Annotated in this window: 25 protein-coding genes; 8 read left to right on the forward strand and 17 right to left on the reverse strand. The window is 72.0% G+C overall.

From position 1 onward, the window contains the following. Positions 1 to 32 precede the first annotated feature (32 nt). Together ACIP4X_RS30390 and ACIP4X_RS30395 are read left to right on the forward strand one after the other, a co-directional pair. Positions 33 to 704: a TrkA family potassium uptake protein gene (locus ACIP4X_RS30390; RefSeq protein WP_358737103.1), complete on the forward strand. Its 672-nt coding sequence runs from the start codon at positions 33 to 35 to the stop codon at positions 702 to 704. Further along, the gene (locus ACIP4X_RS30395) at positions 704 to 1,372 is read left to right on the forward strand and encodes a TrkA family potassium uptake protein (RefSeq protein ID WP_100570644.1); all 669 of its coding nucleotides are present in this window, start codon (positions 704 to 706) and stop codon (positions 1,370 to 1,372) included. The genes ACIP4X_RS30390 and ACIP4X_RS30395 overlap by 1 nt, the downstream gene beginning before the upstream one ends. Before the next feature lie 145 nt (positions 1,373 to 1,517). Here ACIP4X_RS30395 and ACIP4X_RS30400 read toward each other — a convergent pair whose 3' ends face one another. The 8 genes from ACIP4X_RS30400 to ACIP4X_RS30435 form a co-directional block, all read right to left on the reverse strand. After that, on the reverse strand, positions 1,518 to 2,282 hold the full coding sequence (locus ACIP4X_RS30400) for a DUF3159 domain-containing protein (protein WP_391457287.1): 765 nt from the start codon (positions 2,280 to 2,282) through the stop codon (positions 1,518 to 1,520). Between the two features lie 3 nt (positions 2,283 to 2,285). Then, positions 2,286 to 2,684 carry an OB-fold nucleic acid binding domain-containing protein gene (locus ACIP4X_RS30405; RefSeq protein ID WP_358737099.1) on the reverse strand — a complete coding sequence of 133 codons (399 nt, stop codon included), beginning with the start codon at positions 2,682 to 2,684 and terminating at the stop codon, positions 2,286 to 2,288. Positions 2,685 to 2,725: 41 nt separating this feature from the next. Continuing rightward, positions 2,726 to 3,409, reverse strand: coding sequence for a response regulator (locus ACIP4X_RS30410; RefSeq protein WP_358737097.1), 684 nt, complete (start codon positions 3,407 to 3,409; stop codon positions 2,726 to 2,728). Next, complete coding sequence (locus ACIP4X_RS30415) at positions 3,406 to 5,949, reverse strand: ATP-binding protein (protein WP_401351440.1); 2,544 nt, start codon at positions 5,947 to 5,949, stop codon at positions 3,406 to 3,408. The genes ACIP4X_RS30410 and ACIP4X_RS30415 overlap by 4 nt, the downstream gene beginning before the upstream one ends. Positions 5,950 to 6,184: 235 nt before the next feature. Continuing rightward, on the reverse strand, positions 6,185 to 6,877 hold the full coding sequence (locus ACIP4X_RS30420) for an ABC transporter ATP-binding protein (RefSeq protein ID WP_358737093.1): 693 nt from the start codon (positions 6,875 to 6,877) through the stop codon (positions 6,185 to 6,187). Between the two features lie 200 nt (positions 6,878 to 7,077). Further along, positions 7,078 to 7,839 carry a DUF3710 domain-containing protein gene (locus ACIP4X_RS30425; RefSeq protein WP_358737091.1) on the reverse strand — a complete coding sequence of 254 codons (762 nt, stop codon included), beginning with the start codon at positions 7,837 to 7,839 and terminating at the stop codon, positions 7,078 to 7,080. 1 nt (position 7,840) lies between these two features. Then, positions 7,841 to 8,392 (reverse strand): dUTP diphosphatase, encoded by a 552-nt coding sequence (gene dut, locus ACIP4X_RS30430; protein ID WP_358737089.1) that lies wholly within the window; start codon positions 8,390 to 8,392, stop codon positions 7,841 to 7,843. Further along, a complete protein-coding gene (locus ACIP4X_RS30435; RefSeq protein WP_358737087.1) occupies positions 8,389 to 8,973 on the reverse strand; it encodes a PaaI family thioesterase in 585 nt (194 codons plus the stop codon). The genes dut and ACIP4X_RS30435 overlap by 4 nt, the downstream gene beginning before the upstream one ends. 57 nt (positions 8,974 to 9,030) lie before the next feature. On the opposite strand from ACIP4X_RS30435, the gene ACIP4X_RS30440 reads away from it, so the two are divergent. Then, the gene (locus tag ACIP4X_RS30440) at positions 9,031 to 9,507 is read left to right on the forward strand and encodes a DUF3093 domain-containing protein (protein ID WP_358737086.1); all 477 of its coding nucleotides are present in this window, start codon (positions 9,031 to 9,033) and stop codon (positions 9,505 to 9,507) included. A 67-nt stretch (positions 9,508 to 9,574) separates the two neighbouring features. Here ACIP4X_RS30440 and ACIP4X_RS30445 read toward each other — a convergent pair whose 3' ends face one another. The 4 genes from ACIP4X_RS30445 to ACIP4X_RS30460 all read right to left on the reverse strand — a co-directional run bounded on the left by ACIP4X_RS30445 (position 9,575) and on the right by ACIP4X_RS30460 (position 13,175). Then, complete coding sequence (locus ACIP4X_RS30445) at positions 9,575 to 10,564, reverse strand: hypothetical protein (RefSeq protein WP_358737084.1); 990 nt, start codon at positions 10,562 to 10,564, stop codon at positions 9,575 to 9,577. A gap of 13 nt (positions 10,565 to 10,577) precedes the next feature. Next, on the reverse strand, positions 10,578 to 10,874 hold the full coding sequence (locus ACIP4X_RS30450; protein ID WP_005481602.1) for a DUF4193 domain-containing protein: 297 nt from the start codon (positions 10,872 to 10,874) through the stop codon (positions 10,578 to 10,580). Positions 10,875 to 11,267: 393 nt separating this feature from the next. Next, positions 11,268 to 12,515, reverse strand: a complete 1,248-nt coding sequence (locus ACIP4X_RS30455; protein ID WP_358737082.1) for a HAMP domain-containing sensor histidine kinase — start codon at positions 12,513 to 12,515, stop codon at positions 11,268 to 11,270. A gap of 6 nt (positions 12,516 to 12,521) precedes the next feature. Continuing rightward, positions 12,522 to 13,175 (reverse strand): response regulator transcription factor, encoded by a 654-nt coding sequence (locus ACIP4X_RS30460; protein WP_028424348.1) that lies wholly within the window; start codon positions 13,173 to 13,175, stop codon positions 12,522 to 12,524. 425 nt (positions 13,176 to 13,600) lie between these two features. Between ACIP4X_RS30460 and ACIP4X_RS30465 the strand changes: the two genes are divergently transcribed. Then, on the forward strand, positions 13,601 to 13,774 hold the full coding sequence (locus ACIP4X_RS30465; protein WP_019981855.1) for a hypothetical protein: 174 nt from the start codon (positions 13,601 to 13,603) through the stop codon (positions 13,772 to 13,774). 313 nt (positions 13,775 to 14,087) lie between these two features. Here ACIP4X_RS30465 and ACIP4X_RS30470 read toward each other — a convergent pair whose 3' ends face one another. Together ACIP4X_RS30470 and ACIP4X_RS30475 are read right to left on the reverse strand one after the other, a co-directional pair. Further along, positions 14,088 to 14,903: an inositol monophosphatase family protein gene (locus ACIP4X_RS30470; RefSeq protein ID WP_358737079.1), complete on the reverse strand. Its 816-nt coding sequence runs from the start codon at positions 14,901 to 14,903 to the stop codon at positions 14,088 to 14,090. An 8-nt stretch (positions 14,904 to 14,911) separates the two neighbouring features. Continuing rightward, a complete protein-coding gene (locus tag ACIP4X_RS30475; RefSeq protein WP_358737077.1) occupies positions 14,912 to 16,039 on the reverse strand; it encodes a ferrochelatase in 1,128 nt (375 codons plus the stop codon). Positions 16,040 to 16,326: 287 nt separating this feature from the next. Here ACIP4X_RS30475 and ACIP4X_RS30480 point away from each other — a divergent pair, with 287 nt between their 5' ends. Together ACIP4X_RS30480 and ACIP4X_RS30485 are read left to right on the forward strand one after the other, a co-directional pair. Then, positions 16,327 to 17,565, forward strand: coding sequence for an MFS transporter (locus ACIP4X_RS30480; protein ID WP_358737075.1), 1,239 nt, complete (start codon positions 16,327 to 16,329; stop codon positions 17,563 to 17,565). After that, positions 17,525 to 18,844: a D-arabinono-1,4-lactone oxidase gene (locus ACIP4X_RS30485; RefSeq protein WP_401351446.1), complete on the forward strand. Its 1,320-nt coding sequence runs from the start codon at positions 17,525 to 17,527 to the stop codon at positions 18,842 to 18,844. The genes ACIP4X_RS30480 and ACIP4X_RS30485 overlap by 41 nt, the downstream gene beginning before the upstream one ends. On the opposite strand, the gene ACIP4X_RS30490 is transcribed toward ACIP4X_RS30485, so the two are convergent. Then, positions 18,768 to 19,673 (reverse strand): hypothetical protein, encoded by a 906-nt coding sequence (locus tag ACIP4X_RS30490; protein WP_391457298.1) that lies wholly within the window; start codon positions 19,671 to 19,673, stop codon positions 18,768 to 18,770. The two genes, ACIP4X_RS30485 and ACIP4X_RS30490, sit on opposite strands and share 77 nt — an antisense overlap. A 511-nt stretch (positions 19,674 to 20,184) precedes the next feature. Here ACIP4X_RS30490 and sepH point away from each other — a divergent pair. Next, a complete protein-coding gene (gene sepH, locus ACIP4X_RS30495; protein ID WP_358737070.1) occupies positions 20,185 to 21,213 on the forward strand; it encodes a septation protein SepH in 1,029 nt (342 codons plus the stop codon). Between the two features lie 167 nt (positions 21,214 to 21,380). On the opposite strand, the gene ACIP4X_RS30500 is transcribed toward sepH, so the two are convergent. Continuing rightward, positions 21,381 to 22,232 (reverse strand): sulfurtransferase, encoded by an 852-nt coding sequence (locus ACIP4X_RS30500; RefSeq protein ID WP_358737069.1) that lies wholly within the window; start codon positions 22,230 to 22,232, stop codon positions 21,381 to 21,383. A 299-nt stretch (positions 22,233 to 22,531) separates the two neighbouring features. Here ACIP4X_RS30500 and ACIP4X_RS30505 point away from each other — a divergent pair, with 299 nt between their 5' ends. Further along, complete coding sequence (locus ACIP4X_RS30505) at positions 22,532 to 23,335, forward strand: VOC family protein (protein WP_358737067.1); 804 nt, start codon at positions 22,532 to 22,534, stop codon at positions 23,333 to 23,335. A gap of 141 nt (positions 23,336 to 23,476) precedes the next feature. Here the strand turns inward: ACIP4X_RS30505 and ACIP4X_RS30510 are convergent, their stop codons facing one another. Beyond that, positions 23,477 to 24,127, reverse strand: a complete 651-nt coding sequence (locus ACIP4X_RS30510; RefSeq protein ID WP_100570664.1) for a thymidine kinase — start codon at positions 24,125 to 24,127, stop codon at positions 23,477 to 23,479. Between the last annotated feature and the right edge of the window lie 56 nt (positions 24,128 to 24,183).

Here is a 24,183-nt window from a genome sequence, read left to right on the forward strand (position 1 = left end):
GAGCAGTCGCTATTGACATCGGAAGGACGGTCGTGCACATCGTCATCATGGGCTGCGGGAGAGTGGGTTCCGCTCTCGCCCAGACCCTGGAGCAGCAGGGGCACACGGTCGCCGTGATCGACCAGGACCCCACCGCCTTCCGCCGGCTGGGCCCCGGGTTCGGTGGCCGCAGGGTCACCGGGATCGGCTTCGACCAGGACACCCTGCGCGAGGCGGGCATCGAGGAGGCCGGAGCCTTCGCTGCCGTCTCCAGCGGGGACAACTCGAACATCATTTCGGCCCGGGTGGCCCGCGAGATGTTCGGCGTGCAGAACGTCGCGGCCCGTATCTACGACCCCCGCCGCGCCGAGGTGTACCAGCGCCTGGGGATCCCGACCGTGGCCACGGTCCGCTGGACGGCCGACCAGATGCTCCGCCGGCTGCTGCCCTCGGGTGCCGAGCCGCTGTGGCGCGACCCCACCGGCGGCGTCCAGCTCGCCGAGGTGCACGCCTCCCCGAGGTGGGTGGGTCACAAGATCAGCAGGCTCCAGGAGGAGACGGGCGTCCGGGTGGCGTTCCTGACCCGTCTCGGCGAGGCGATCCTGCCGAGCTCGCAGACGGTGCTCCAGGAGGGCGACCTCGTGCACGTGATGATGCGGACGGACGACGTGGAGAAGGTCGAGGCGGCGTTCGCCGAGGGCCCGGAAGAGGAGAGCGGTCACTGATGAGGGTCGCCATTGCCGGTGCCGGCGCGGTCGGTCGCTCGATCGCGGGCGAGCTCCTGGAGAACGGCCACGAGGTCCTTCTCATCGACAAGGCGCCGACCGCCATCTCGGTCGAGCGCGTGCCGCAGGCCGAGTGGCTGCTGGCCGACGCCTGCGAGATCACCTCGCTGGACGAGGCCGCGCTCCAGCGCTGCAACGTGGTGATCGCCGCGACGGGCGACGACAAGGTGAACCTGGTCGTCTCCCTGCTGGCGAGGACGGAGTACGGGGTGCCGCGGGTGGTGGCCCGTGTGAACAACCCGAAGAACGAGTGGCTGTTCAACGAGGCCTGGGGCGTGGACGTGGCCGTGTCCACGCCGCGGCTGATGTCCGCGCTGGTCGAGGAGGCGGTGAGCGTCGGCGACCTGGTACGGCTGCTGCGCTTCAGCCACGGCGACGCCAACCTGGTGGAGCTGACCCTGCCGGAGGAGTCGGCGCTGGCCGGCACCCAGGTCGGGGACGTCGAGTGGCCCGAGGACACCTCGCTGGTCACCATCATCCGCGGCACCCGGGTGCTCACCCCGTCGCGGGAGGACTCCCTGGAGGCGGGTGACGAGCTGCTGTTCGTGGCCGCGCAGGCCCGTGAGGAGCAGCTGGAGGACCTGCTGTCGGTGCGCCGGGAGCGCTGAGCGCGCCGGGGCACGCGTGCGGGTTCCGCGCGGCGGCGAGGGGCGCCCGGTACGAGCACCGGCGCCCGTGTACGGCGAAGGGGCGCCCGGAGATCCGGGGCGCCCCTTCGCCGTGCACGGAGGTGTCAAGTTCTGGCGGCGGTGCTCAGTTCTGGCGGCGGTGACGGCCTGCGGCCGGTTCCTCGCCGTGCTCCCGCGTCAGGGCCGCCTTGCGCTCCTCCTCGGCCTTCTCCTCCGCCTCCATCTCCGCGAACACGTCGATGGGCGCGGGCGCCTTGGCGAGGAAGACCCAGGTCAGCCAGACCGCCAGCAGGAACGGCGGGATCTTCAGGATGACCAGGACCCAGCCGAGCTGGGCGGTATTGGCCCACCAGTACAGCGGGAAGAGGATCGCGCACTTGGCGAGCAGGATCAGGCCCCAGGCCCAGCTCGCCTTGGCGTAGGCCTTCTTGCGGCCCGGGTTGCGGGTGCGCCAGGAGAGGTTCTCCTTGAAGACCGGGCCGAGCATCAGACCGATCAGCGGGACCCCGGCCAGCGTGGTCACGATGTACGCCACGGCCAGGCCCAGCGTGTAGAGCATGCCGGGCAGGTAGAAGTCCTTGGCGTTGCCGGTCATCATCGCGAAGACGACACCGAAGGCGACACCGAAGACACCGCTGAAGGCGTGCTTGACGGTGTCCCGCCTCACCAGCCGGACCACGACCAGCACCAGCGACACGGCCAGCGCGGCGATCGCCGACCAGTGCAGGTCCTTGTTGATCGTGAAGATGGTGACGAAGAGGAGGCCGGGCAGCACCGTCTCGACCATGCCCCGCACCCCGCCGAACGCCTCGAACAGGGCGGCCTCCGTCACCGCCCGGGCATCGTGGTCGGCGGTCGTGTCTTCGGTCGGCTTGTCGAGTGACGTCACCGGCTACTCCCGTCCCAGGGGTCGCAGTTCGTACTTGGGATTGAACAGCACCCGGCGGCCCCGGCTCATCGAGATCCGGCCCGATGCGATCAGCCTGCGCCCCGGTTCTATACCGACGATGGAGCGCCTGCCCAGCCACACCACGTCCAGGGCGGCCGTGCCGTCGAACAACTCGGCCTCCAGGGCCGGGACTCCGGCACGCGGACGCAGGGTGACCGTGCGCAAGGTACCAGTAACCGTGACGATCTGCCGGTCGCTGCAGTCGCCGATACGGGTACAGCCCGCGGTCTCGGCGTCCTCGCGCAGCTCCTCGGACTCCAGGTCCTCCTGCGACGAGGAAAGCCGGTCGAGCATGCGCCGGAATCGGCCCACCGGCTTGTCTGAACGAGGAACAGCACTCATGTCTGAAGCGTACCGGGGGTCCCCGAGGGGGACGTAACCGCTCACTTCTCGAAGCGGTAGCCCATCCCCGGTTCGGTGACGAAGTGCTTGGGGTGCGAGGGGTCGGCCTCCAGCTTCCTGCGCAGCTGTGCCATGTACACGCGCAGATAGTTCGTCTCCGTCCCGTACGACGGCCCCCACACCTCCTGGAGCAGCTGCTTCTGGCTGACCAGGCGGCCGGTGTTGCGCACCAGCACCTCCAGCAGATGCCATTCGGTCGGGGTCAGCCGTACGTCCTTGCCGGCCCGGTTGACCTTCTTCGCGGCCAGGTCGACGGTGAAGTCCTCGGTCTCCACCAGCACGCCGTCCTCGCCGCTCCCGACGGGCTCGGCGCGGCGGACGGCGGCCCGCAGCCGGGCCAGCAGCTCGTCCATGCCGAAGGGCTTGGTGACGTAGTCGTCGGCGCCCGCGTCCAGCGCCTGGACCTTCTCGTCGGAGGAGTGCCGGGCGGACAGCACCAGGATGGGCACCCGGGTCCAGCCGCGCAGGCCCCTGATCACCTCCACGCCGTCCATGTCGGGCAGGCCGAGGTCGAGCACGACCACGTCGGGATGGCGGGAGGCGGCGAGGTCGAGGGCGGTCCTGCCGTCGGAGGCGGCGTCGACCTCGTACTTGCGTGCCTTGAGGTTGATCACGAGGGCGCGCACGATCTGCGGCTCGTCGTCGACCACCAGCACCCGCGTCATGTGGTTTGCCTTTCTGGTTCGGCGAGTCGCGCGGGGCCGCGAAGGCGCTCCGCGGCCCGCAGGGTGAGGACCATCGTCAGACCGCCACCGGGCGTGTCCTCGGCGTTGAGCGTGCCGCTCATGGCCTCGGCGAAGCCGCGTGCCACGGCGAGGCCGAGGCCCACACCGGCCCCGCGCGGGGCGTCGCCGTGCCGCTGGAACGGCTCGAAGATACGGTCCTTGGCCTCGTCGGGGACACCCGGTCCGCGGTCGACGACCCGGACCTCGACCCGGTCGGCCATGGCGCTGGCGGACACCAGCACCTGCTCGTCCGGCGGACTGTACTTCACGGCGTTCTCCACCAGGTTGGCGACCGCGCGCTCCAGCAGCCCGGGGTCGACGGCGACCATCGGCAGGGACTCCGGTACGTCCAGGTGCACACTGTCCTCGGGCACCCCGCCCAGCGCCATCGGCACCACCTCGTCGAGGTCGATCTCGCGGATCAGCGGGGTGACGGTGCCGGTCTGGAGGCGGGACATGTCGAGCAGGTTGCCCACGAGGTGGTCGAGCCGGTCGGCGCCCTCCTCGATGCCCTGGAGCAGTTCCGCGCGGTCCTCCTCTGACCACTCGACGTCCTCGGACCTGAGCGAGGAGACGGCCGCCTTGATCCCGGCGAGCGGGGTGCGCAGATCGTGGCTGACGGCGGCGAGCAGCGCGGTGCGGATGCGGTTGCCCTCCGCGAGGGCGCGGGCCTGGTCGGCCTCCTCCTGGAGGCGCCTGCGCTCCAGCACGACGGCGGCCTGGGCGGCGAAGGCGGCCAGCACCCGGCGGTCGGAGGCGGGCAGCACCCGTCCGGTCAGCGCCAGCGCCATGTGGTCCCCGACCGGCATGTCCACGTCGGCGTCCTCCGGGCGCTGGAGCGGTCCGCCCGTGCCCACGCGGCCGGCGCAGGTCCAGGGGTCCACGTCGCTCAGACGTTCGAGCAGCGCCACCGACTCCATGCCGAAGGTCTCGCGGACCCGGTCCAGGAGCGCCTCCAGACTGGTGTCGCCGCGCAGCACGCTGCCGGCGAGGAAGGAGAGGATCTCCGCCTCGGCGCGCAGCCGGGCGGCCTGGTGGGTGCGGCGGGCGGCGAGGTCCACCACCGAGGCCACGGACACGGCGACGCCGACGAAGATCGCTATGGCGACGATGTTCTTGGGGTCGGCGATGGTGAGCCGGTGCAGGGGCGGGGTGTAGTAGTAGTTCAGCAGAAACGATCCGACGGCTGCCGAGGCGAGTGCCGGCAGCAGCCCGCCCAGCAGCGCCGCGGCCACCGTCAGGGCCAGGAACAGCAGCATGTCGTTGGCCAGGCCGAGGTCCCCGGCGTTCAGCAGCAGCGCGAGGGCCACCGGTCCGGCGACCGCCACCGTCCAGCCCCAGACGATCCGGGCGCGGCCGAGCCGGGCGCCGCGGGCCACCGGCAGTCCGCGCCCCTTGGCGACCTGCCCGTGGGTGACGATGTGCACGTCGAGGTCGGGGCCCGACTCACGGGCCACCGTGGCGCCCACACCCGGCCCGAAGACGTACTGCCAGGTCTTGCGGCGTGAGGAGCCCAGCACGATCTGGGTGGCGTTGACCCCGCGGGCGAAGTCGAGCAGCGCGGCGGGTATGTCGTCGCCGACGACGTGGTGGAAGGTGCCGCCCAGATCCTCCACGAGGGTGCGCTGGACGGCCAGCTCCTTCGGGGAGGCGGCGGTCAGTCCGTCGCTGCGGGCGATGTAGACGGCCATGACCTCCCCGCCGGCTCCCTTCTCGGCCAGCCGGGCCGCCCGGCGGATCAGCGTGCGCCCCTCGGGGCCGCCGGTCAGCCCGACCACGATCCGCTCGCGCGAGCCCCAGATCCTGGAGACCTGGTGCTCGCTGCGGTAGCGCTGGAGGTACTCGTCGACCCGGTCGGCCACCCACAGCAGGGCCAGCTCGCGCAGCGCGGTGAGGTTGCCGGGCCGGAAGTAGTTGGACAGGGCGGCGTCGACCTTGTCCGACTTGTAGATGTTGCCGTGGGCCATCCGGCGGCGCAGGGCCTCCGGCGACATGTCGACCAGCTCGATCTGGTCGGCCCGCCGCACCACCTCGTCCGGGACGGTCTCCCGCTGCCGTACGCCCGTGATCGACTCGACCACGTCGCCGAGGGACTCCAGGTGCTGGATGTTGACCGTGGAGATGACGTCGACACCGGCCGCGAGCAGCTCCTCCACGTCCTGCCAGCGCTTGGCGTTGCGGGAGCCGGGGATGTTGGTGTGGGCGAGTTCGTCCACCAGGGCGACGGCCGGGGCGCGCCGCAGCACGGCGTCGACGTCCATCTCGGTGAACGTGCTCCCGCGGTACTCCAGCGCCTTGCGGGGGACCTGCTCAAGGCCGTGCAGCATCACCTCGGTGCGCGGCCGGTCGTGGTGCTCGACGAACGCCACGACGCAGTCGGTGCCCCGCTCCACCCTGCGGTGCGCCTCGGCCAGCATCGCGTACGTCTTGCCGACGCCCGGTGCCGCACCGAGGTAGATCCGAAGCTTGCCGCGTCCCATGGCCCCATTGTCTTCCCGTCACGGCTGCGTATGCCGCGTCGACCTTACGGCCGATAATCGCGACATAAGGGGTCGCGCGGGGGCGGATGGCCGTCTTTGACGCAACCCTGACGGACACGACCCCCGACGTGCGCGGCGCCGGGACGGAATCGCGCCACGGCGATACGACGGCGTCACGGCCGTACGGCATAAGGGATCGGCGCGTCAAGGCGTCAGGACTCAGGATGTCAGGGCGTCATGATTCGACGATCCTGCCGTCGCGCAGCTCCAGCACCCGGTCGGCGAGGTCCAGCAAGGTCGCGTCGTGGGTGGCGACCAGTGCGGTGACCCGCTCGCTGCGGACGACGGCGCGCAGCAGCTCCATCACGGCGTGGCCGGTCTCCGCGTCGAGCTGGCCGGTCGGCTCGTCGGCTATCAGGAGCGCCGGCTCGTTGGCGAGGGCGCGGGCGATGGCCACGCGCTGCTGCTGGCCGCCGGAGAGCTCACCGGGCCGCTGCCGGGCGTGGTCGGCGAGGCCGACCAGGGACAGCAGCAGCTCGACGCGCTCCTCCCGGACGCGCGGATCGGCGCGGCGCAGCCGCATCGGCACGCCGACGTTCTCCGCGGCGGTGAGGATCGGGATGAGCCCGAAGGACTGGAAGACGAACCCGACGTGGTCCCGGCGCAGGGCGAGGAGGCCCTCCTCGCCGAGTTCGGACAGGTCGCTGCCGTCGACGTGGACCCGTCCGCGGTCCGGCTCGTCGAGCCCGCCGACGATGTTCAGCAGCGTGGTCTTGCCGGAGCCCGAGCGGCCCTTGAGGGCGACCAGCTCGCCCCGCGGGACCTCGAAGGAGACCCCGCGCAGGGCGTGCACGGCGGCCTCCCCCTGCCCGTAGGACTTGTGCACGTCCTCCACGCGCACCATGGTCTCGGTGATCACCTGGCTCATGTGCCCTCCCCGTTCACGCCCCCGTTGGACAGGGCGCCAGTATCACCAGCCGCGCCCGTCCGTTCAATATCCAAACGGACGGACGTCCGCGAAGGTTTCCGGCCGGGACCGCGGAGAGTCCCCGCACGGCGAAGGGCCGCACCCCCGGAGGTACGGCCCTGGGTCCTGTCGATGAGAGGACGGTGTCCGGCTGACCGCGGTCAGCGGACCTCGGTGATCTCCGGTCCGCGCTGGAGCTGGCCCATTCCGCCGGAGAAGCGGGACTGGCCCTCGTCCTGCTGGACGCCCTCGGGCACCATCTGCGCGTCGTTCGGCAGCTTCAGGACGATCGGGTCGCGGGGCGCCATCGGGCCCTCGCCGCGGATCACGACGGTGTCCCGGAAGATCTGCTCGAGCAGTCCGGCCGCCTGCGGCTGCACCGCGCCCTGCCCGGAGATCACCCCGCGCAGGAACCAGCGGGGACCGTCCACGCCGACGAAACGCACGACCTGGTAGCCGCCCGTGCCGTCCGGCAGCTGCACCGGCACCTGCGCGCGCAGCTCCCAGCCCAGCGGCCCCTCGACCTCGTCGACGATGCCGCCCTGCTGGGTGATGCCGCTGCCGATCTCCTCGCGCACCTCGCCCCAGATGCCCTCGCGCTTGGGCGCGGCGAAGGCCTGCAACTGGATGGCGCTGTCGTGCAGGACGACGGTCGCCGCGACGATCGCGTCGCCCGCGACCTCGACCCGCAGTTCCATGCCCTCGACACCCGGGACGAACATCCCGCCGAGGTCCACGCGGCCCTCGGCCGGCTCGCGCACCTCGGAGCTGTCCCAGGGCCCGTCGGGCCGCGGTCCGGGCTCGAGCCGCACGCGCTCGCGCTCGCCCTCCACGTCCGCCTCGGTGTCGACGCTGTCGACGACCTGCTCGGTCTCGCCGGCCGCGTCCTCGGCGGCATCCTTCTTCTTGCGACGTCCGAACACGTCACTGTCCTTCCCGGTCGGATACGACCGAAGCGTATCGATTCCCACCCGCCGGTCCGCCCACGGCGGACCGGCCGTTCGTGCCGCTCGCGCCGTCCACGGCGGCGTGGCCGCCGGTGGACCCGAAGCCCCCCTCGGCCCGCGCCGAGCCGGGAAGCTCCGCCACCTCCTGGAAGCGGACCCTCTCGACCTGCTGGACGACCAGTTGGGCAATCCGGTCGAAGCGCTCGAACCGCACGGACTCGCGCGGGTCGAGATTCACCACGATCACCTTGATCTCCCCACGGTACCCGGCATCAACCGTCCCCGGGGCATTCACGAGGGCGACACCGCAGCGGGCGGCGAGTCCGGATCGCGGGTGCACGAAGGCCGCGTACCCCTCGGGGAGCGCGACAGACACACCCGTGGGCAGTACCGCCCGCTCCCCCGGCGCCAGTTCGCACGCCACAGTGGTGCACAGATCGGCGCCCGCGTCACCGGGTCGCGCGTACGCCGGAAGCGGTACGTCGGCGTCGACACGCCGGATCAGCACGTTCAGGGGCTCACGGCTCACGGGTTCACCTCGAAGGCGCGGACGCGCCGGACCTGGTCGGGGTCGTTCATGACGGCCTGGATCTCCTGCTCGCGGCCGTGGTCTACGAAGTGGTCGACCTTGACCTCGATGAACAGGGCCTCGGCGCGGACGGCGACCGGCCCGTCGGGACCGCCGACGCGTCCGGTGGCCCTGGAGTAGATCTTCCGTCCGGCCACGGCGGTGACCTCGGCGTCCAGATGCAGGGTGGTGCCGACCGGCACCGGGCGCACGTAGTCCGTCTCCAGTCGCCCGGTCACGGCGATCGTCCGCAGCAGCCAGTTCAGCGAGCCGAGGGCCTCGTCGAGGGCGGTCGCGAGGACCCCGCCGTGGGCCAGGCCGGGCGCGCCCTGGTGGGCGGGCTGCACGGTGAACTCGGCGGTGATGGCGACGCCGTCCCCGGCCCGCGCCTGGAGGTGCAGCCCGTGCGGCTGCTCCCCGCCGCAGCCGAAGCACTCCGCGTAGTGCGAGCCGAGGAGTTCGCCGGGGGCGGGGGCGTCGGGGTGCCGGACCGGGGCCACGGCGTCGGGCGGGGGCTGAAGAGCTGCGGAACTACCACTCACAGGCGCAGACCTTACCCGCGCGTCGGCGTGCGCCCGACACCGTGCCAAGCTTGGTTCATGCAGCTCTCCGCCCAGCCGTACGAAGAACGCCTCACCGCGCCCCGTTCCTGGTGGCTGATCAGCCTTCTGATGGGCATCTCCTGCGCCCTGGTCCTGCTCCCCTTCGGCACCCTGCCGATGCTGGGCGGCCTGGTCGGCGGCACCGCGGCGTCGGCGGTCGTGGCGAGCTCCTACGGCTCGCCGCGGATCCGGGTCGTGGGCGGCCTGCTGATCGCGGGCGAGGCGAAGATCCCGGTCGCGGCACTCGGCGAGACGGAGGTGCTGGACGCGGAGGAGGCGCGCGCCTGGCGCACCCACAAGGCCGACACCCGCGCCTTCCTGCTGCTGCGTGCCTACATCCCCGGGGCGCTGCGGGTCATCGTCACCGACCCCGAGGACCCCACGCCCTACCTGTACCTGTCGACGCGGGAGCCGGAGCGGCTGGCCGAGGCGCTGCGTACGGCGCGGGCCGCCGCGGAGGCCGAGGCCGCGTAACGCCCGCGACGCGGTCCAGGCCGCGGCCGCGCGGCTTCGTACAGGTGATTCCTGGGCGGCGGCCAGGTCAGTTCTCAGGCTCTCCGGAGCCGCCGGTGGTGCCGGGACCGTCCGAATCGTCGTCGGTGTCCTGGAGCCGCATCGGGTGCCCGGCCGACTCCAGACGCGGCAGCGGGGGCAGTTCGTCCCACGGGACCTGGCCCTTGCGGAGGTCCGAGCGGATGCGGGCGGCGAGCCTTCTGGTCTCGCGCCGGTTCATGACGGCTCCGGCCGCGGCGCCCACCATGAAGGGCGTCAGCTTGGGCAGGCCCCGCGCCGTCCGCTTCATGATCTGCCGGCGGAGCTGGCGCTTCACCCGGCCCCCGAGGGCAATGTCGATCGTCGTCGGGTTCCGCACGTCGATCTTGCGCTCGTGCGACCAGGCGGCCAGATACGCGGTACTGCGGGCCTTCAGATTTCCGGGGGGCCGCGCCCCGTACACCTCGTGGAGTTCCGCGATCAGCTTGAGTTCGATCGCCGCGACTCCGGTGACCTCCGCCGCCAGTTGCGTCGGCATCGCGGGCGGTACCGGCAGCATCGCCGCCGCCCCGACGCCCGCCCCGACCGTGGAGGAGGCGTGCGCCGCGCCCGCCACGAGCTTGTCGGCGAGCTGTTCCGCTCCGAGGTCCGGGAACTGCCTGCGGAGCGTGGTGAGGTCCCGTACGGGGATCCGCGGGGCCATGTCGATGACGCGGTCGGTGAGGTACGAAAGGGCCGCCCTGGCGTGACCACCGCCCACTCGGGCGCCGTTCCTGGCCGCTTTCCCGGCCCTCCGGGCCCGATGCCGGATCGCCGCGGCCTGCCGCCGGGCCGCGGGCGCGGATCCGCCCGCCGGGTCGGCGGGGTCACCGCGCCCGAAGACCGAAGCGAGCGCGGGCGATCCCGCCGATCCGTCCGGATCGGTGGTACGGGATGGCCCTCGCTCGTCGTCACGCGCGCCGTGGGGACCGTCGGACGGTCCCGGGTCCGCTCCCCCGCGGGGGATGCGGCGCTTCCAAGGAGGGGTCGAGCCAGTCACGGCCGACCCTGCCTCAGTCGCAGTCGCGGCAGATCGGCTGACCGTTCTTCTCCCGGGCCAGCTGGCTGCGGTGGTGCACCAGGAAGCAGCTCATGCAGGTGAACTCGTCCTGCTGCTTGGGCAGCACCCGGACGGCCAGCTCCTCGTTCGAGAGGTCCGCGCCGGGCAGTTCCAGGCCTTCGGCGGCCTCGAACTCGTCGACGTCGACGGCCGACGTCGACTTGTCGTTCCGCCTGGCCTTCAGCTCTTCCAGGCTGTCCGAGTCAACGTCGTCGTCGGTCTTGCGTGGGGTGTCGTAATCGGTTGCCATGTCGCTCTCCCCCTCTGGGTGTATGCGGTGTCTCCAGCGCACGTAACGCGTGAGAGGCCGGACTTGTGCCCGACCTGAGGCGGAGATTTTGCCTCACATCAAGGTCTGTTACTCAATCGACACCCAACCGCACTCCTCAAGAGTGATCGGCTTGGATGGCGATCGGGACCGTACACGGTCCGGATGCCCCGCTCCAAAGCGGTCTCACCGTGTACTTCCCGTGATCCTGCCCCCTGAAAACCGGGATTTTTCCGGCATTTTGGGGGTTCACATGACCACGCAGAGTAGATGGCCGGAAAACCGCCCATGTGATCGATCACACACGATGAAGCCGGGAACGCTCCCGGGAATTTCAGCGCAAAGCGAACATCCCCGCGTGTCGGCGCAATGATCTCAGATCGGCAGCATCACTCGCATCACCAGCCCACCCCCCTCACGCGGCTGGGCCGAAATATGGCCCCCGTGCGCCCTCGCCACCGAGCGGGCGATGGACAGACCGAGGCCGACACCCTTGTCGCTGCCGGTGCGCTCCGTGCGCAGCCGCCGGAAGGGCTCGAAGAGGTTGTCGATCTCGTACGCCGGGACGACCGGGCCGGTGTTGGTGACGACGAGGATCGCCTGACCGTGCTGCACGTCCGTGATGACCTCCACCCAGCCCTCCTCGACCACGTTGTACCGCACCGCGTTCTGCACCAGGTTCAGGGCGATCCGCTCCAGCAGCACGCCGTTGCCCTGGACCACCGCCGGCTTGCGCTCGCCGCGGATCACGACCCCCTTGGCCTCCGCCTCCCCGCGCACCTGGTCGATGGCCTGCGAAGCGACCTCCGCGAGATCCACCGGCTTGCGCTCGACGATCTGGTTGTCGCTGCGGGCGAGCAGCAGCAGGCCCTCCACGAGCTGTTCGCTGCGCTCGTTGGTGGCCAGCAGGGTCTTGCCGAGCTGCTGGAGCTCCATCGGCGCGTGCGGGTCGGAGAGCTGCACCTCCAGAAGCGTGCGGTTGATCGCGAGCGGGGTGCGCAGCTCGTGCGAGGCGTTGCCGACGAAGCGTTGCTGGGCGGTGAAGGCCCGCTGCAGCCGCTCCAGCATGTCGTCGAAGGTGTCCGCGAGTTCCTTCAGCTCGTCGTCCGGGCCGTCCAGCTCGATCCGCCGGGACAGGTCGGAGCCGGCCACCGCGCGGGCGGTGCGGGTGATCCGGCCGAGCGGGGACAGCACACGGCCGGCCATCGCGTAGCCGAACGCGAAGGCGATCACGGCGAGACCGAGCAGGGCGAGCAGCGAGCGGCTGAGCAGGCTGTCCAGGGCGGCCTGGCGTTGATGGTCGATGCAGGCGCTGATCGCGGCGTTGAACTCCGACAGCGACAGGTTGCCGTTGTCGACGCCCGGACAGTCCGTGCTGGTGACCCTCAGTGCGTTGAAGTCGACGATCTTGAACAGCGGTTGGTTGCCGGTGCGCAGTGCCTGCGCGGCAAGCAGGTAGATGATCGACAGCAGCAGGATGCCGGCGATCAGGAACATGCCGCCGTACAGCAGCGTCAGCCTTATCCGGATGGTCGGACGCAGCCACGGAAAGGCCGGCTCCGGCCTTCTGGGGTCCCAGGTGGGTTTCGGGGGCGCCTGCGGCGGCGCCGGGGTCGCGGCCACGGCGGCTCAGATCCGGTAGCCGGAGCCGGGCACGGTGACGATCACCGGGGGCTCGCCGAGCTTGCGCCGCAGCGTCATCACCGTGACACGCACGACGTTGGTGAACGGGTCGGTGTTCTCGTCCCAGGCCTTCTCCAGGAGCTGCTCCGCGGAGACCACGGCGCCCTCGCTGCGCATCAGGACCTCCAGGACCGCGAACTCCTTCGGCGCGAGCTGCACCTCCCTGCCGTCGCGGAAGACCTCACGGCGGTTGGGGTCGAGCTTGATCCCGGCGCGCTCCAGAACGGGCGGCAGGGGCACGCTGGTGCGCCGCCCCAGGGCACGCACGCGTGCCGTCAGCTCGCTGAACGCGAAGGGCTTGGGCAGATAGTCGTCGGCGCCGATCTCCAGGCCCTCGACACGGTCACTGACGTCACCGGAGGCGGTGAGCATCAGCACGCGCGTGGGCATGCCCAGTTCGACGATCTTGCGGCAGACGTCGTCGCCGTGCACCAGCGGAAGATCGCGGTCGAGGACGACCACGTCGTAGTCGTTGACGCCGATGCGCTCAAGGGCGGCCGCACCGTCGTACACGACGTCGACGGCCATGGCCTCCCGGCGCAGTCCGGTGGCCACCGCATCGGCGAGCAGCTGCTCGTCCTCGACGACGAGTACGCGCACGTCGCATGTCCTTCCTGTGTCCACCCGCGTAGCGCCGCTCGGGGCACACGCCGGCAGGGTCTTCGTTCGTGTGTGTTTCCATCCTGCCCTTTTCGACCATAAGTCGGCGGTAAGCCGTGGTAGCGGCCGGTGCACTGCGGGCGAGCTGTGGGCGAAGCGTCCGTGAATTGCGAATTTTCTTGTCGGCCGAGGTTTCCGCCGCGAAGAGGCGGGGGAGGACGGGTTTACACCCCGCGATCACGCTCTGCATGTGCCGCAGCACCATGCGGTACTCCGCGATCCGCTTCCGCAGAGTGGGTGTGGGTGTCCAGCGCCGTCGCCGCCCGGTCGGGCAGCGCCGGGCACCTGCTGAGACGTGATCGCCCCTTCCGAACGGCACACCCCCGTGCCACCGACCCACCGACCCAGGACGAGGGGGCGCAAGCATGGACGCATTCACCGCAGGACTTCTGCAGCGCATAAAGGCAACCGAGTCCGATCTGACCCGGGCTCGTGACGAGGGCGACGACTTCCTCGTAGAGGTCGAGCTGGCCGAACTCGACGACCTGCGCCGCCTCGCCGCCGAACACGGTGTGGAGGTCGGCGTGTCCGGCGTCTGACCAGCCTGCACGCGCACACCAGGACCCCGGCGAATCCAGCGCCGGGGTCCTGGTGTGTTTGGCTCGGTCGCCTGCGGGCGCTTTCAGCCGGTGTCGAGAAGGCGATCGTGCTCAGCGCTTCGCGCCTTCGCGCGTTCGCCTTCTCGACACCGGCGCGCCCTTCGGCTTCCTCGCGGCCGGCGCGTGGGACCGGCGGGGGCAGGTGGGCCCGCACCCACGGTCTGCGGGGTGGGTGGCCCGGCACCCTACGGTCCGCGGGGTGGGTGGCCCGGCACCCTACGGTCCGTGCTCCTGGCGCCGTCCTGCCGTGGCCTCAGTCGTGCCAGGCGCCGAGGTCCTCCAGGAGGCTCTGGAGGGGCTCGAAGACGCCCGGGACGGCCGCCACCGTCAGATCGCGCGACGGGCGCTCTCCCGGGCGGCCACCGGTCACGGCGCCCGCCTCCCGGGCGATCAGGTCACCCGCGGCGAAGTCCCACGCGTTCAGACCGCGCTCGTAGAAACCGTCAAGGCGGCCCAGCGCCAGGTCGCACAGGTCCACCGCGGCGGAACCGCTGCGGCGGATGTCGCGCAGCAGCGGGATCAGCCGGCGGGCCACGTCGGCCTGGTGGGCGCGGACGTCGGCCACGTAGTTGAAGCCGGTGGCGATCAGGGCCTGGTCCAGGGGCGGCGCGGCGCGGCAGGACAGCTTGCGCTCGCCGGCCCAGGTTCCGGTCGCCCAGGCGCCGCGGCCGCGCACGGCGTGGAAGGACTCGCCGCGCATCGGGGCGGCCACGACCCCGACGACCGCCTCGCCGTCCTGCTCGGCGGCGATGGAGACGGCCCAGGTCGGCAGTCCGTACAGGTAGTTCACGGTGCCGTCGAGCGGGTCGATCACCCAGCGGACACCGCTCGTGCCCTCGACGGAGGCGCCCTCCTCGCCGAGGAGGCCGTCGTCGGGGCGCCGGTCGGCGATCAGGCCGGTGATCAGCTTCTCCGCAGCGATGTCCATCTCGGTGACGACGTCGATCGGACTGGACTTGGTGGCGGCCACCGTCAGATCGGCCGGGCGGCCGTCCTTCAGCAGCTCTCCGGCGCGTGCCGCCGCCTGGCGGGCGACCTGCAGCAGTTCGGCGGGCAGGGTGTCGGTCACGGGGCTCCTCACGCGTAGGGGCTGTCGGCGCCCGCGGCGGCGGGCCGGGGCGTACGGGCCGGGCAGCAGCCCACCGGACAGAGGTTGTGGTCCGCTCCGAGCGCGCCCAGGGCGCACGGCGTGACCCGCTGTCCGCGCTCGGTGGCGGCCCGCTCCATGATCAGGTCGCGGATGGCGGCGGCGAACCGCGGGTCGGCGCCGACGGTGGCGGAGCGGCTCACCGGAAGGCCGAGTTCCGCGGCCTTGGCCGTGGCCTCGGTGTCGAGGTCGTACATGACCTCCATGTGGTCGGAGACGAAGCCGATGGGCGCCATGACGACGGCCGGGGCCCCGGCGGCGTGCCGCTCCTCCAGGTGGTCGCAGATGTCGGGCTCCAGCCACGGGATGTGCGGGGCACCGGAGCGCGACTGGTAGACGAGCTGCCAGGGGTGGTCGACGCCGGTGCGCTCGCGGACCTCGTCGGCGATCAGCCGCGCCACGTCCAGGTGCTGCCGGACGTACGCCCCGCCGTCGCCGTGGCCCGCGACCGGGCCGGAGGTGTCCGCGGCGGAGACCGGGATCGAGTGGGTGCAGAAGGCGATGTGCGCGCCGTCGCGGACGTCCTCGGGAAGGCCGGCGAGCGATTCCAGCACGCCGTCGATCATGGGCTGGAGGAAGCCGGGGTGGTTGAAGTAGTGCCGCAGCTTGTCGACCTTCGGCAGGGCCAGGCCCTCGGCCTCGAGGGCGGCGAGGGAGTCCGCGAGGTTCTCGCGGTACTGGCGGCAGCCGGAGTACGAGGCGTAGGCGCTGGTGGCCAGGACCAGGATGCGGCGGCGGCCGTCGCGGACCATGTCCCGCAGGGTGTCCGTCAGGTAGGGGGCCCAGTTGCGGTTGCCCCAGTAGACCGGCAGATCGACGCCGTGGTCGGCGAAGTCCTTGCGCAGCGCGTCGAGCAGGGCGCGGTTCTGGGCGTTGATCGGGCTGACCCCGCCGAACTGGAAGTAGTGTTCGCCCACTTCCTTCAGGCGCTCGGTGGGGATGCCCCGCCCACGCGTCACGTTCTCCAGGAACGGGATCACGTCGTCCGGCCCCTCGGGGCCGCCGAACGAGAGCAGGAGCAGGGCGTCGTACGGGGTGGCGTCGAGCACGTCAGGCATGCCTCGATCCTGCCACTCCGCACCGGCGGGCGGGCTCCCGGCCCGCAGGGGCGGGGGAGTCCGGAGTGGACCGCGGGCGTGAGTCCGGAGACGGGGGCGCGCGTGAGTCCGGAGACGGGGGCGCGCGGGAGTCCGGAGACGGGGGGCGCGGGAGTCCGGAGTGGGAGGTTGCGCGGGCGTCCGTGGAGAGATGTGTCCGGAAGTCCGGAGGGGGTGGTGCGCCGGGGGCACCCGGTCCGTAAGCTGTATCAGCTTCCTGCACGCCTTACCGGATTCGCGGAGACCCTGTGCCCAGCCCGTACCGTGCCCTGTTCGCCGCTCCAGGCTCCAAGGGTTTCTCCGCCGCTGGTTTCCTCGGCCGGATGCCGCTGGCGATGATGGGCATCGGCGTGGTCACGATGATCTCCCAGCTCACCGGGCGCTACGGACTCGCGGGCGCGCTGTCTGCCACCATCGCGCTGGCCGCGGCGGTCCTCGGCCCGCAGATATCCCGGCTGGTCGACCGGCACGGGCAGCGCCGGGTGCTGCGTCCCGCGACGCTCGTCGCGCTGACCGCCTCGGCGGTCCTGCTGTGCGCGGCGCACTTCCGGTGGCCGGACTGGGTGCTGTTCGTCTGCGCGGCCGGGATCGGCACCGTGCCCAGCCTGGGCGCGATGGTCCGCGCGCGCTGGGCCGCCCTGTACCGGGGCACACCGCAACTCCACACCGCCTACTCCTTCGAGTCGGTGGTGGACGAGGCCTGCTTCATCTTCGGGCCGATCGTCTCCATCGGACTGTCCACGGTCTGGTTCCCGGAGGCGGGGCCGCTGCTGGCCTCCTGCTTCCTGGCGGTGGGCGTGTTCTGGCTGACCGCCCAGCGCGCCACCGAGCCCGAGCCGCACCCGCGCGAGCACCACGTCGGCGGTTCCGCCCTGCGTGCGCGCGGGCTCCAGGTGCTCGTGTCGACCTTCGTGGCGACCGGGACGATCTTCGGGGCGGTCGACGTGGTCACCGTCGCCTTCGCCGAGCAGCAGGGGCACAAGAGCGCCGCGAGCGTCGTGCTCGCCCTCTACGCGGCGGGCTCCTGCACGGCGGGCGTCGTGTTCGGCCTGCTGCGCTTCGCGGGACCGCCCGCCCGGCGCTGGTTGCTGGGCATCTGCACGATGGCCGTGAGTATGATCCCCCTCCTACTGGTCGGAAACCTGCCGTTTCTGGCCGTGGCGCTGTTCGTTGCGGGCCTGTCCGTCGCTCCCACGATGATCACGACGATGGCCCTCGTCGAAGAGCACGTACCACGCTCGCACCTGACCGAGGGCATGACCTGGGTGAGCACCGGGCTCGCGGTCGGGGTGGCACTGGGCTCCTCGGTGGCCGGCTGGGTGATCGACGCGGCCGGGGCGCGGGCCGGGTACGGGGTTCCGGCGGTGTCCGGGGCCGTCGCGGTGGCGGTCGGTTTCCTCGGGTACCGCCGGCTCAGCAGGCCGGCTCCGCGTCGGGGAGGCTTCGTTGAGCAGCACGACGAGCGCGAAGAACGGCACGTGGCGTAACTGGGGCGGCAACGTCGCCGCGCGTCCCGGGCGGGAGGTCACTCCGGCCACGGTGGCGGACGTCGCCGCCGCCGTGCGCGGGGCCGCCGAGGACGGGCTGCGAGTGAAGGCCGTCGGCACCGGTCACTCCTTCACGAGCATCGCCGCGACGGACGGCGTCATGATCCGCCCGCGGTTGCTGACCGGCATACGCGGGGTCGACCGCAAGGCCATGACGGTCACGGTCGAGGCGGGCACCCCGCTCGAGCGACTCAACGTCGCTCTCGCGCGGGAGGGCCTCTCGCTCGCCAACATGGGCGACATCATGGAGCAGACGGTGGCCGGGGCGACGAGCACCGGCACCCACGGCACGGGCCGCGAGTCCGCGTCGATCGCCGCCCAGATCAAGGGCCTTGAGCTGGTCACCGCGGACGGCTCGGTGCTCACCTGCTCCGCGAAGGAGAACCCGGAGGTCTTCGCGGCCGCCCGCATCGGCCTGGGCGCGCTGGGGATCGTCACGGCGCTCACGTTCGCGGTGGAGCCGCTCTTCCTGCTCACCGCCCGCGAGGAACCGATGAGCCTGGATCAGGTGCTCGCGGAGTTCGACCAACTCTGGGCGGAGAACGAGCACTTCGAGTTCTACTGGTTCCCGCACACCGGAAGCACCAACACCAAGCGCAACAACCGCAGCGCCGGCCCCGAGCAGCCGGTGGGGCGGATGGCCGGCTGGTTCGAGGACGAGTTCCTCTCCAACGGCGTCTTCCAGGTGGCCAACTGGGTCGGCCGCGCGGTGCCCGCCGCCATTCCGTCGATCGCCGGGATCTCCAGCCGCGCGCTGTCCGCGCGGACGTACACCGACATCCCCTACAAGGTCTTCACCTCGCCGCGCCGGGTGCGCTTCGTGGAGATGGAGTACGCCGTGCCGCGCGAGGCCCTGGCCGACGCGCTGCGCGAGCTGAAGGCGATGGTCGACCGCTCCGGACTGCGGGTGAGCTTCCCGGTGGAGGTGCGCACCGCGCCCGCCGACGACATCACCCTGTCCACCGCCTCGGGCCGGGACAGCGCGTACATCGCGGTCCACATGTTCCGGGGCACCCCCTACCAGCGGTACTTCACGGCCGCGGAGAGCATCTTCACCGCGTACGAGGGCAGGCCGCACTGGGGCAAGATCCACACCAGGGACGCCGGCCAACTCGCCGCGGTTCACCCGCGCTTCGGGGAGTTCACGGCGCTGCGGGACCGGCTGGATCCCCAGCGGCTGTTCCAGAACGACTACTTGCGGAGGGTGCTGGGGCCGTAGCGCTCGCGCCGGGCGCCGGGGCCGTGGTGCCGGAGTCGGAGGGCCGGCCCTCCCCTGTGCTGTCGGTGCCCGCGCTCCCCGTGGTGTCGCTTCCGTTGTCGCCGCTGTTCCCCGTGGCGTCGGGGGCGGGCGTGGGGCTCGCCCCGGTCCCGCTGTCGGGGCGAGCGGAGGCGGCTCCGTCCGGCGATGTTCCGGTCCCGGTCCCGGGCGTGCGGGAGGGCGAGGAGGTGGGAGCGTGTTCGCCGGGGGTCACGGAGGAGGGCGAGCGGTGGCCGGTCACGGCGTAGCCGACCGTCGTCCCCCTGCCGCCGCTGAAGCTGTCGCCCGACACCAGCTCGTAGGCGGTGATTCCGGCCATGGTCACCCCGAAGACGAGGGCGGCCGCGACCACGGGCCGCTTCCAGCTCCTGGTCCGGGCCCGGTAGACGGTCCCCTCACCGAACTCGCCCACCGGCGGCGGGACACGCCCGGCGGGGGCGGCCACCGGGACCGGGCCGGGCCCGGCTGCCGGGGACACGGCCGGGAAAGCGGCCGCGCAGGTGCCCGGGACCGCACCGGGGGAGGCGCCCGGGAAGGTGCCCACCCCGCGGAGCTGCTCGCCGGTACGCCGGAAGAAGTGCTGCAGGACCGAACCGCCGCAGGTGGCCAGGACGCTGACGACACCGGCCCCGAGGATCGTGCCGTAGACGCCGAAGTACGAGGCGAGTTTCGCGGCGACCACCGCCGCCAGGGCGCTGCCCGCGACCTGGGCGACGCTCAGGTCGAACCGCCTCCTCCTCACCTCCTCGCCGGTATTCGGCACACCCTCACCGTCGGACCTTTCACGCATGACCGGACCTTGCCTGCCTCTTTCGTACAGAGCCGCATCTTTCCCGCAGGGCCGCACCTTTCGTAGGTGATCGGCCGACCGCACGAGAAAGGGGACGTACGGACGAAAGCGATAGTTCCGATTGCGGCGATTAAGTGAAGTTCCCCACGGGCATGATCGAAAAAGCCGGACGGGGGCGGCCGAGTACCGCCTCTGGCAAGAAGTCGGGCGGCGTGCCCATCCACGCACGTGGCCCGAATGGAGTACCGTTGTGAGCCCTGGGCCCGGCCTCCCTTCGGGGTGTCCGGGACCATGCTGGACCGCCGGGAGGGGGCTTTGATTGCACAGGGTGACGGTGTTGGTCACTTAGCGTTGCAAACAGGTAACCGTGCCATAACGGCGTTCCAGGGCCCGTGCCCGACACGCCGGGCAACTCGGCAAGGTTGTGGCAGGCTGCACCCGGGCAGGCCACACTCGACTAGCGGAAGCAGCGACGCACGTGACGTCGGCAGGCACCACCCGGGAGGTCCCCATGCCCGAACTGCGTGTCGTGGCCGTCTCCAATGACGGCACACGGCTGGTGCTCAAGGCTGCGGACAGCACGGAGTACACGCTTCCGATCGACGAACGTCTTCGCGCCGCGGTGCGCGGCGACCGTCCCCGCCTCGGCCAGATCGAGATCGAGGTGGAGAGCCATCTCCGCCCCCGCGACATCCAGGCCCGGATACGAGCGGGCGCGACCGCGGAAGAGGTCGCCCAGCTCGCCGGCATCCCCGTCGACCGGGTACGGCGCTTCGAGGGCCCCGTGCTCGCCGAGCGCGCCTTCATGGCCGAGCGCGCCCGCAAGACCCCCGTACGCCGCCCCGGCGAGAACTCCGGTCCGCTGCTCGGCGAGACCGTCCAGGAGCGGCTGCTGCTGCGCGGCGCCGAGAAGGACACCGCCCAATGGGACTCCTGGCGCCGCGACGACGGCACCTGGGAGGTCCTGCTGGTCTACCGGGTCGCGGACGAATCCCACTCGGCGAGCTGGACGTACGACCCGCCGCGGCGTCTGGTGCAGGCCGTCGACGACGAGGCCCGCGCCCTGATCGGCGAGTCCGACGACCTCGGCTCCCCGGAACCCAGCTTTCCGTTCGTGCCGCGCATCGCGCGTCTGCCGCGCGAGCGCTCCTTCGACCGGGACCGCGACCGTCCGGCGCTGCCGGGGCAGGCGCCCGAGCCCCCCGAGGAGAGCGTCGGCGAGCGGGACACGCTGACCAGCCTGCTGGAGGCGGTGCCGAGCTTCCGCGGCGACCTGGTGGTGCCCGAACGCGCGCCGGAACCGGTGGAGGAGCCCGAGGAGGACCTGGTGGTGGCCGAGGAGCCCCCGGCCCCCGCGGCCTCGGCCGGCTCCGCCTACGCGGACGTCCTCATGCCGCGCTCCGTCACCAGCCACCGCGACCGCCTCACCGGCGCCACCGACCGGCAGGCCGAGGCGGACGGCGTCCGGCCCGGCCGCCGGGCCGCCGTACCGAGTTGGGACGAGATCGTGTTCGGCACGCGCCGCAAGAAGCAGGAGTAACAGGCAGCGGCAGCACCGCAGTACGAGAGGAAAGGGCCGCGCCCGTGGGGTGCGGCCCTTCGCCGTGCCCGGCGCCGCCACCGGGTTCCTGACGGTCCGGCGCCGGTTCGGGCTGACTGCCCGTCACTCGTTGTGAGTATCTTCCCGACTGGCGGCCTGACGTCCCGTCACTGCGGGTCCGGACCCACCGCGACCGGCCGGGACGGACCCGAGGACCACTCCGACCACGAGCCGACGTACAGGGCCGCCGGGATTCCGGCGACGGCCAGCGCCAGCACCTCGTGCGCCGCGGAGACGCCGGAGCCGCAGTAGACGCCGACGTCACGCCCGTCGGTCGCGCCCAACGCCGCGAACCGCGCCCGGAGTTCCCCGGCCGGCAGGAACTTCCCGTCTGGGCCGGCGTTCTCGGTGGTCGGCGCGGACAGCGCGCCCGGGATGTGGCCGCCCACCGGGTCGATCGGCTCCACCTCGCCCCGGTACCGCTCCCCCGCGCGGGCGTCGAGCAGCACGCCGGACCGGGCGAGCGCCGCGGCCGCGTCGGCGTCGAGGAGCGGCAGCGCGCCGGGCTTCGGCACGAAGTCGCCTTCGGCCGGCTCGGGCACGGCGGTCTCCAGGGTGCCCTCCCAGGCCGCGAGGCCGCCGTCCAGGACCCGCACGTCGGGGTGCCCGGTCCAGCGCAGCAGCCACCACGCGCGGGCCGCCGCCCAGCCCTGTCCGCCGTCGAGAACGACGACCGGCCGGGCCGCGGACACCCCGGCACGGCGCATCGCGGCGCCGAACACCTCCAGGTCGGGCAGCGGATGGCGGCCGCTTCCGCCCGGCGCCGAGGCCAGTTCGCGGTCCAGGTCGACGAAGACCGCGCCGGGGATGTGCCCGGCCGCGTGGGCCGCGCGCCCGTCGAAGGGTGCCGCGCCGGCCGCCGTGGCCAGGCTGAGCTGCCAGCGGACGTCGAGCAGCACGGGCGGCCGCGGCCCCGCGAGGGCGGTCGCGAGATCGGATGCGGAAATGATGGCGTTCATGGCCACATCCTCGCGCATGGGGTGGCCGCATCGCCCGGGTCGGGCTACTCTGCTCGGCCGGACACTTCCGATCACGAGGCGTACGGGATCGGCCACATGCTGTACAGCCGATCGACATCCTTCGGTAAACGCATCGAAACGGGCGGGACACCACACACCGGGCACCCTCCGGACGGGACCCTGCCGTGCCGGATCTTCGAAAAGCGTGCCCGACACGGGAGCGGCGTATCGGCTCGGGGTCCGGAGAACGGAATCGAGGCGGCCGTCGAGAGGCCCTGGAGGCCGAGGAGAAGGTGACGATGACCGAGGCACCGGAGCCGGGCGTCCCGAACGACCGGGCACCCGCCCGGAACAGGCCGGGCACACCGTGCCGGGTGAGCCTGATGGTGCACGGAACGGCCGCCGCGCAGGCCTTCTACGGGGAGCTCTTCGGCTGGGAGTTCCAGCCCGGGCCGAGCCGGTTCGGCCCCGGTGTGCGGGCCCTGCTGAACGGCCGCGAGGTGGGCGGCATCGGGCAACTGCCGCCCGGCCGGCGCCTGACCGCGGCGTGGACGCCGTATCTCGCCTCGGACGACGTGGACCTGACGGCCGAAACGGTACGGCTGTCCGGCGGCACGATCGGGGTGGGGCCGCTGGACGCGGAAGGCATCGGACGCCTGACGATCGGCTCGGACCCGTGGGGCGCGGTTTTCGGCCTGTTGCGGGCCCGGCCGCACCCGGGCGCGGAGATCGCCGGACTGCCCGGCACCCCGGTGTGGCACGAGCTGCTGACCTACGAGACCGCGGGCGCCGCCACGTTCTACACCAGGCTGTTCGGCTACGAACAGAAGCCGGACGGCTCCGCCCACACCGACCGCGTGACCCTGCACCTCGACGGCCGCCCGGTCGCCGCGGTCCACGGGGTGGGCCGATCCCTGCCCCACGACCGGGGCCCGCACTGGACGACATACTTCGAGGTCCCCGACCCCGACGAAGCGACCGCCCACCTCGTCGCCCTCGGCGGCCGGGTCCTCACCCCCGCCCATGACACCGCCCAGGGCCGCGTGTCCACCGTGACGGATCCGGAGGGGGCCCGGTTCGCCCTGATCCGGAGCGCGCGGTGAGCACGGCAGGACGGCAAGCGGTGTTGACGGCTGGTGTCGCTCAGGAGGGTGATACCGGTGGGACATCCGGTGACAGCGCCGGGGCACCGGCGGCGGTGCCCCGGCGTGTGCTGCCGCGCGGACTCGGACGCGGGCGCTCGGTCAGTCCGCGGTCACCGGCAGTACGTCCGGGGACAGAGCCGCCGCGCGGGCCGAGGCGGCCGTCATGCGGCGGCGGTGGTGGCGGCGGCACAGGACCTCGTAGCCGATCTCGTCCATGGAACGGGTCACGTCGCCGACAAACACCTGGGCGCCCTCGACCACCATGACGCCGCCCACGGTACGGGCGTTGTGGGTGGCGCGGGCGCCGCACCAGCACAGGGCCTCGACCTGGAGGACCTCGACGCGGTCGGCCAGTTCGACCAGGCGCTGGGACCCGGGGAACAGCTTGGAGCGGAAGTCCGTCGTGATGCCGAAGGCGTAGACGTCCATCTCCAGGTCGTCGACCACGCGCGCGAGCTGGTCGATCTGCTCGGGCGCGAGGAACTGCGCCTCGTCCGCGATCACGTAGTCCGCGCGCCGGCCCTGCGAGAGGTGGTCGACGATGTAGGCGTACAGGTCCACGCCGTCCTCGACCTCCACCGCGTCCGTCACCAGGCCGAGGCGTGAGGACAGCTTGCCCTCGCCGGCCCGGTCGTCACGGGTGAAGATCATGCCCACCAGTCCGCGCGCGGAGCGGTTGTGCTCGATCTGGAGAGCCAGTGTCGACTTCCCGCAGTCCATGGTTCCGGAGAAGAACACCAGCTCTGGCATGAGCAGTCGGGCACCTTTCGGCGAGTGTGGAGGACGGTGGTGTACGGCGAGCAGGC

The sequence above is a fragment of the Streptomyces sp. NPDC088817 genome (assembly GCF_044750345.1).
GTDB lineage: Bacteria > Actinomycetota > Actinomycetes > Streptomycetales > Streptomycetaceae > Streptomyces.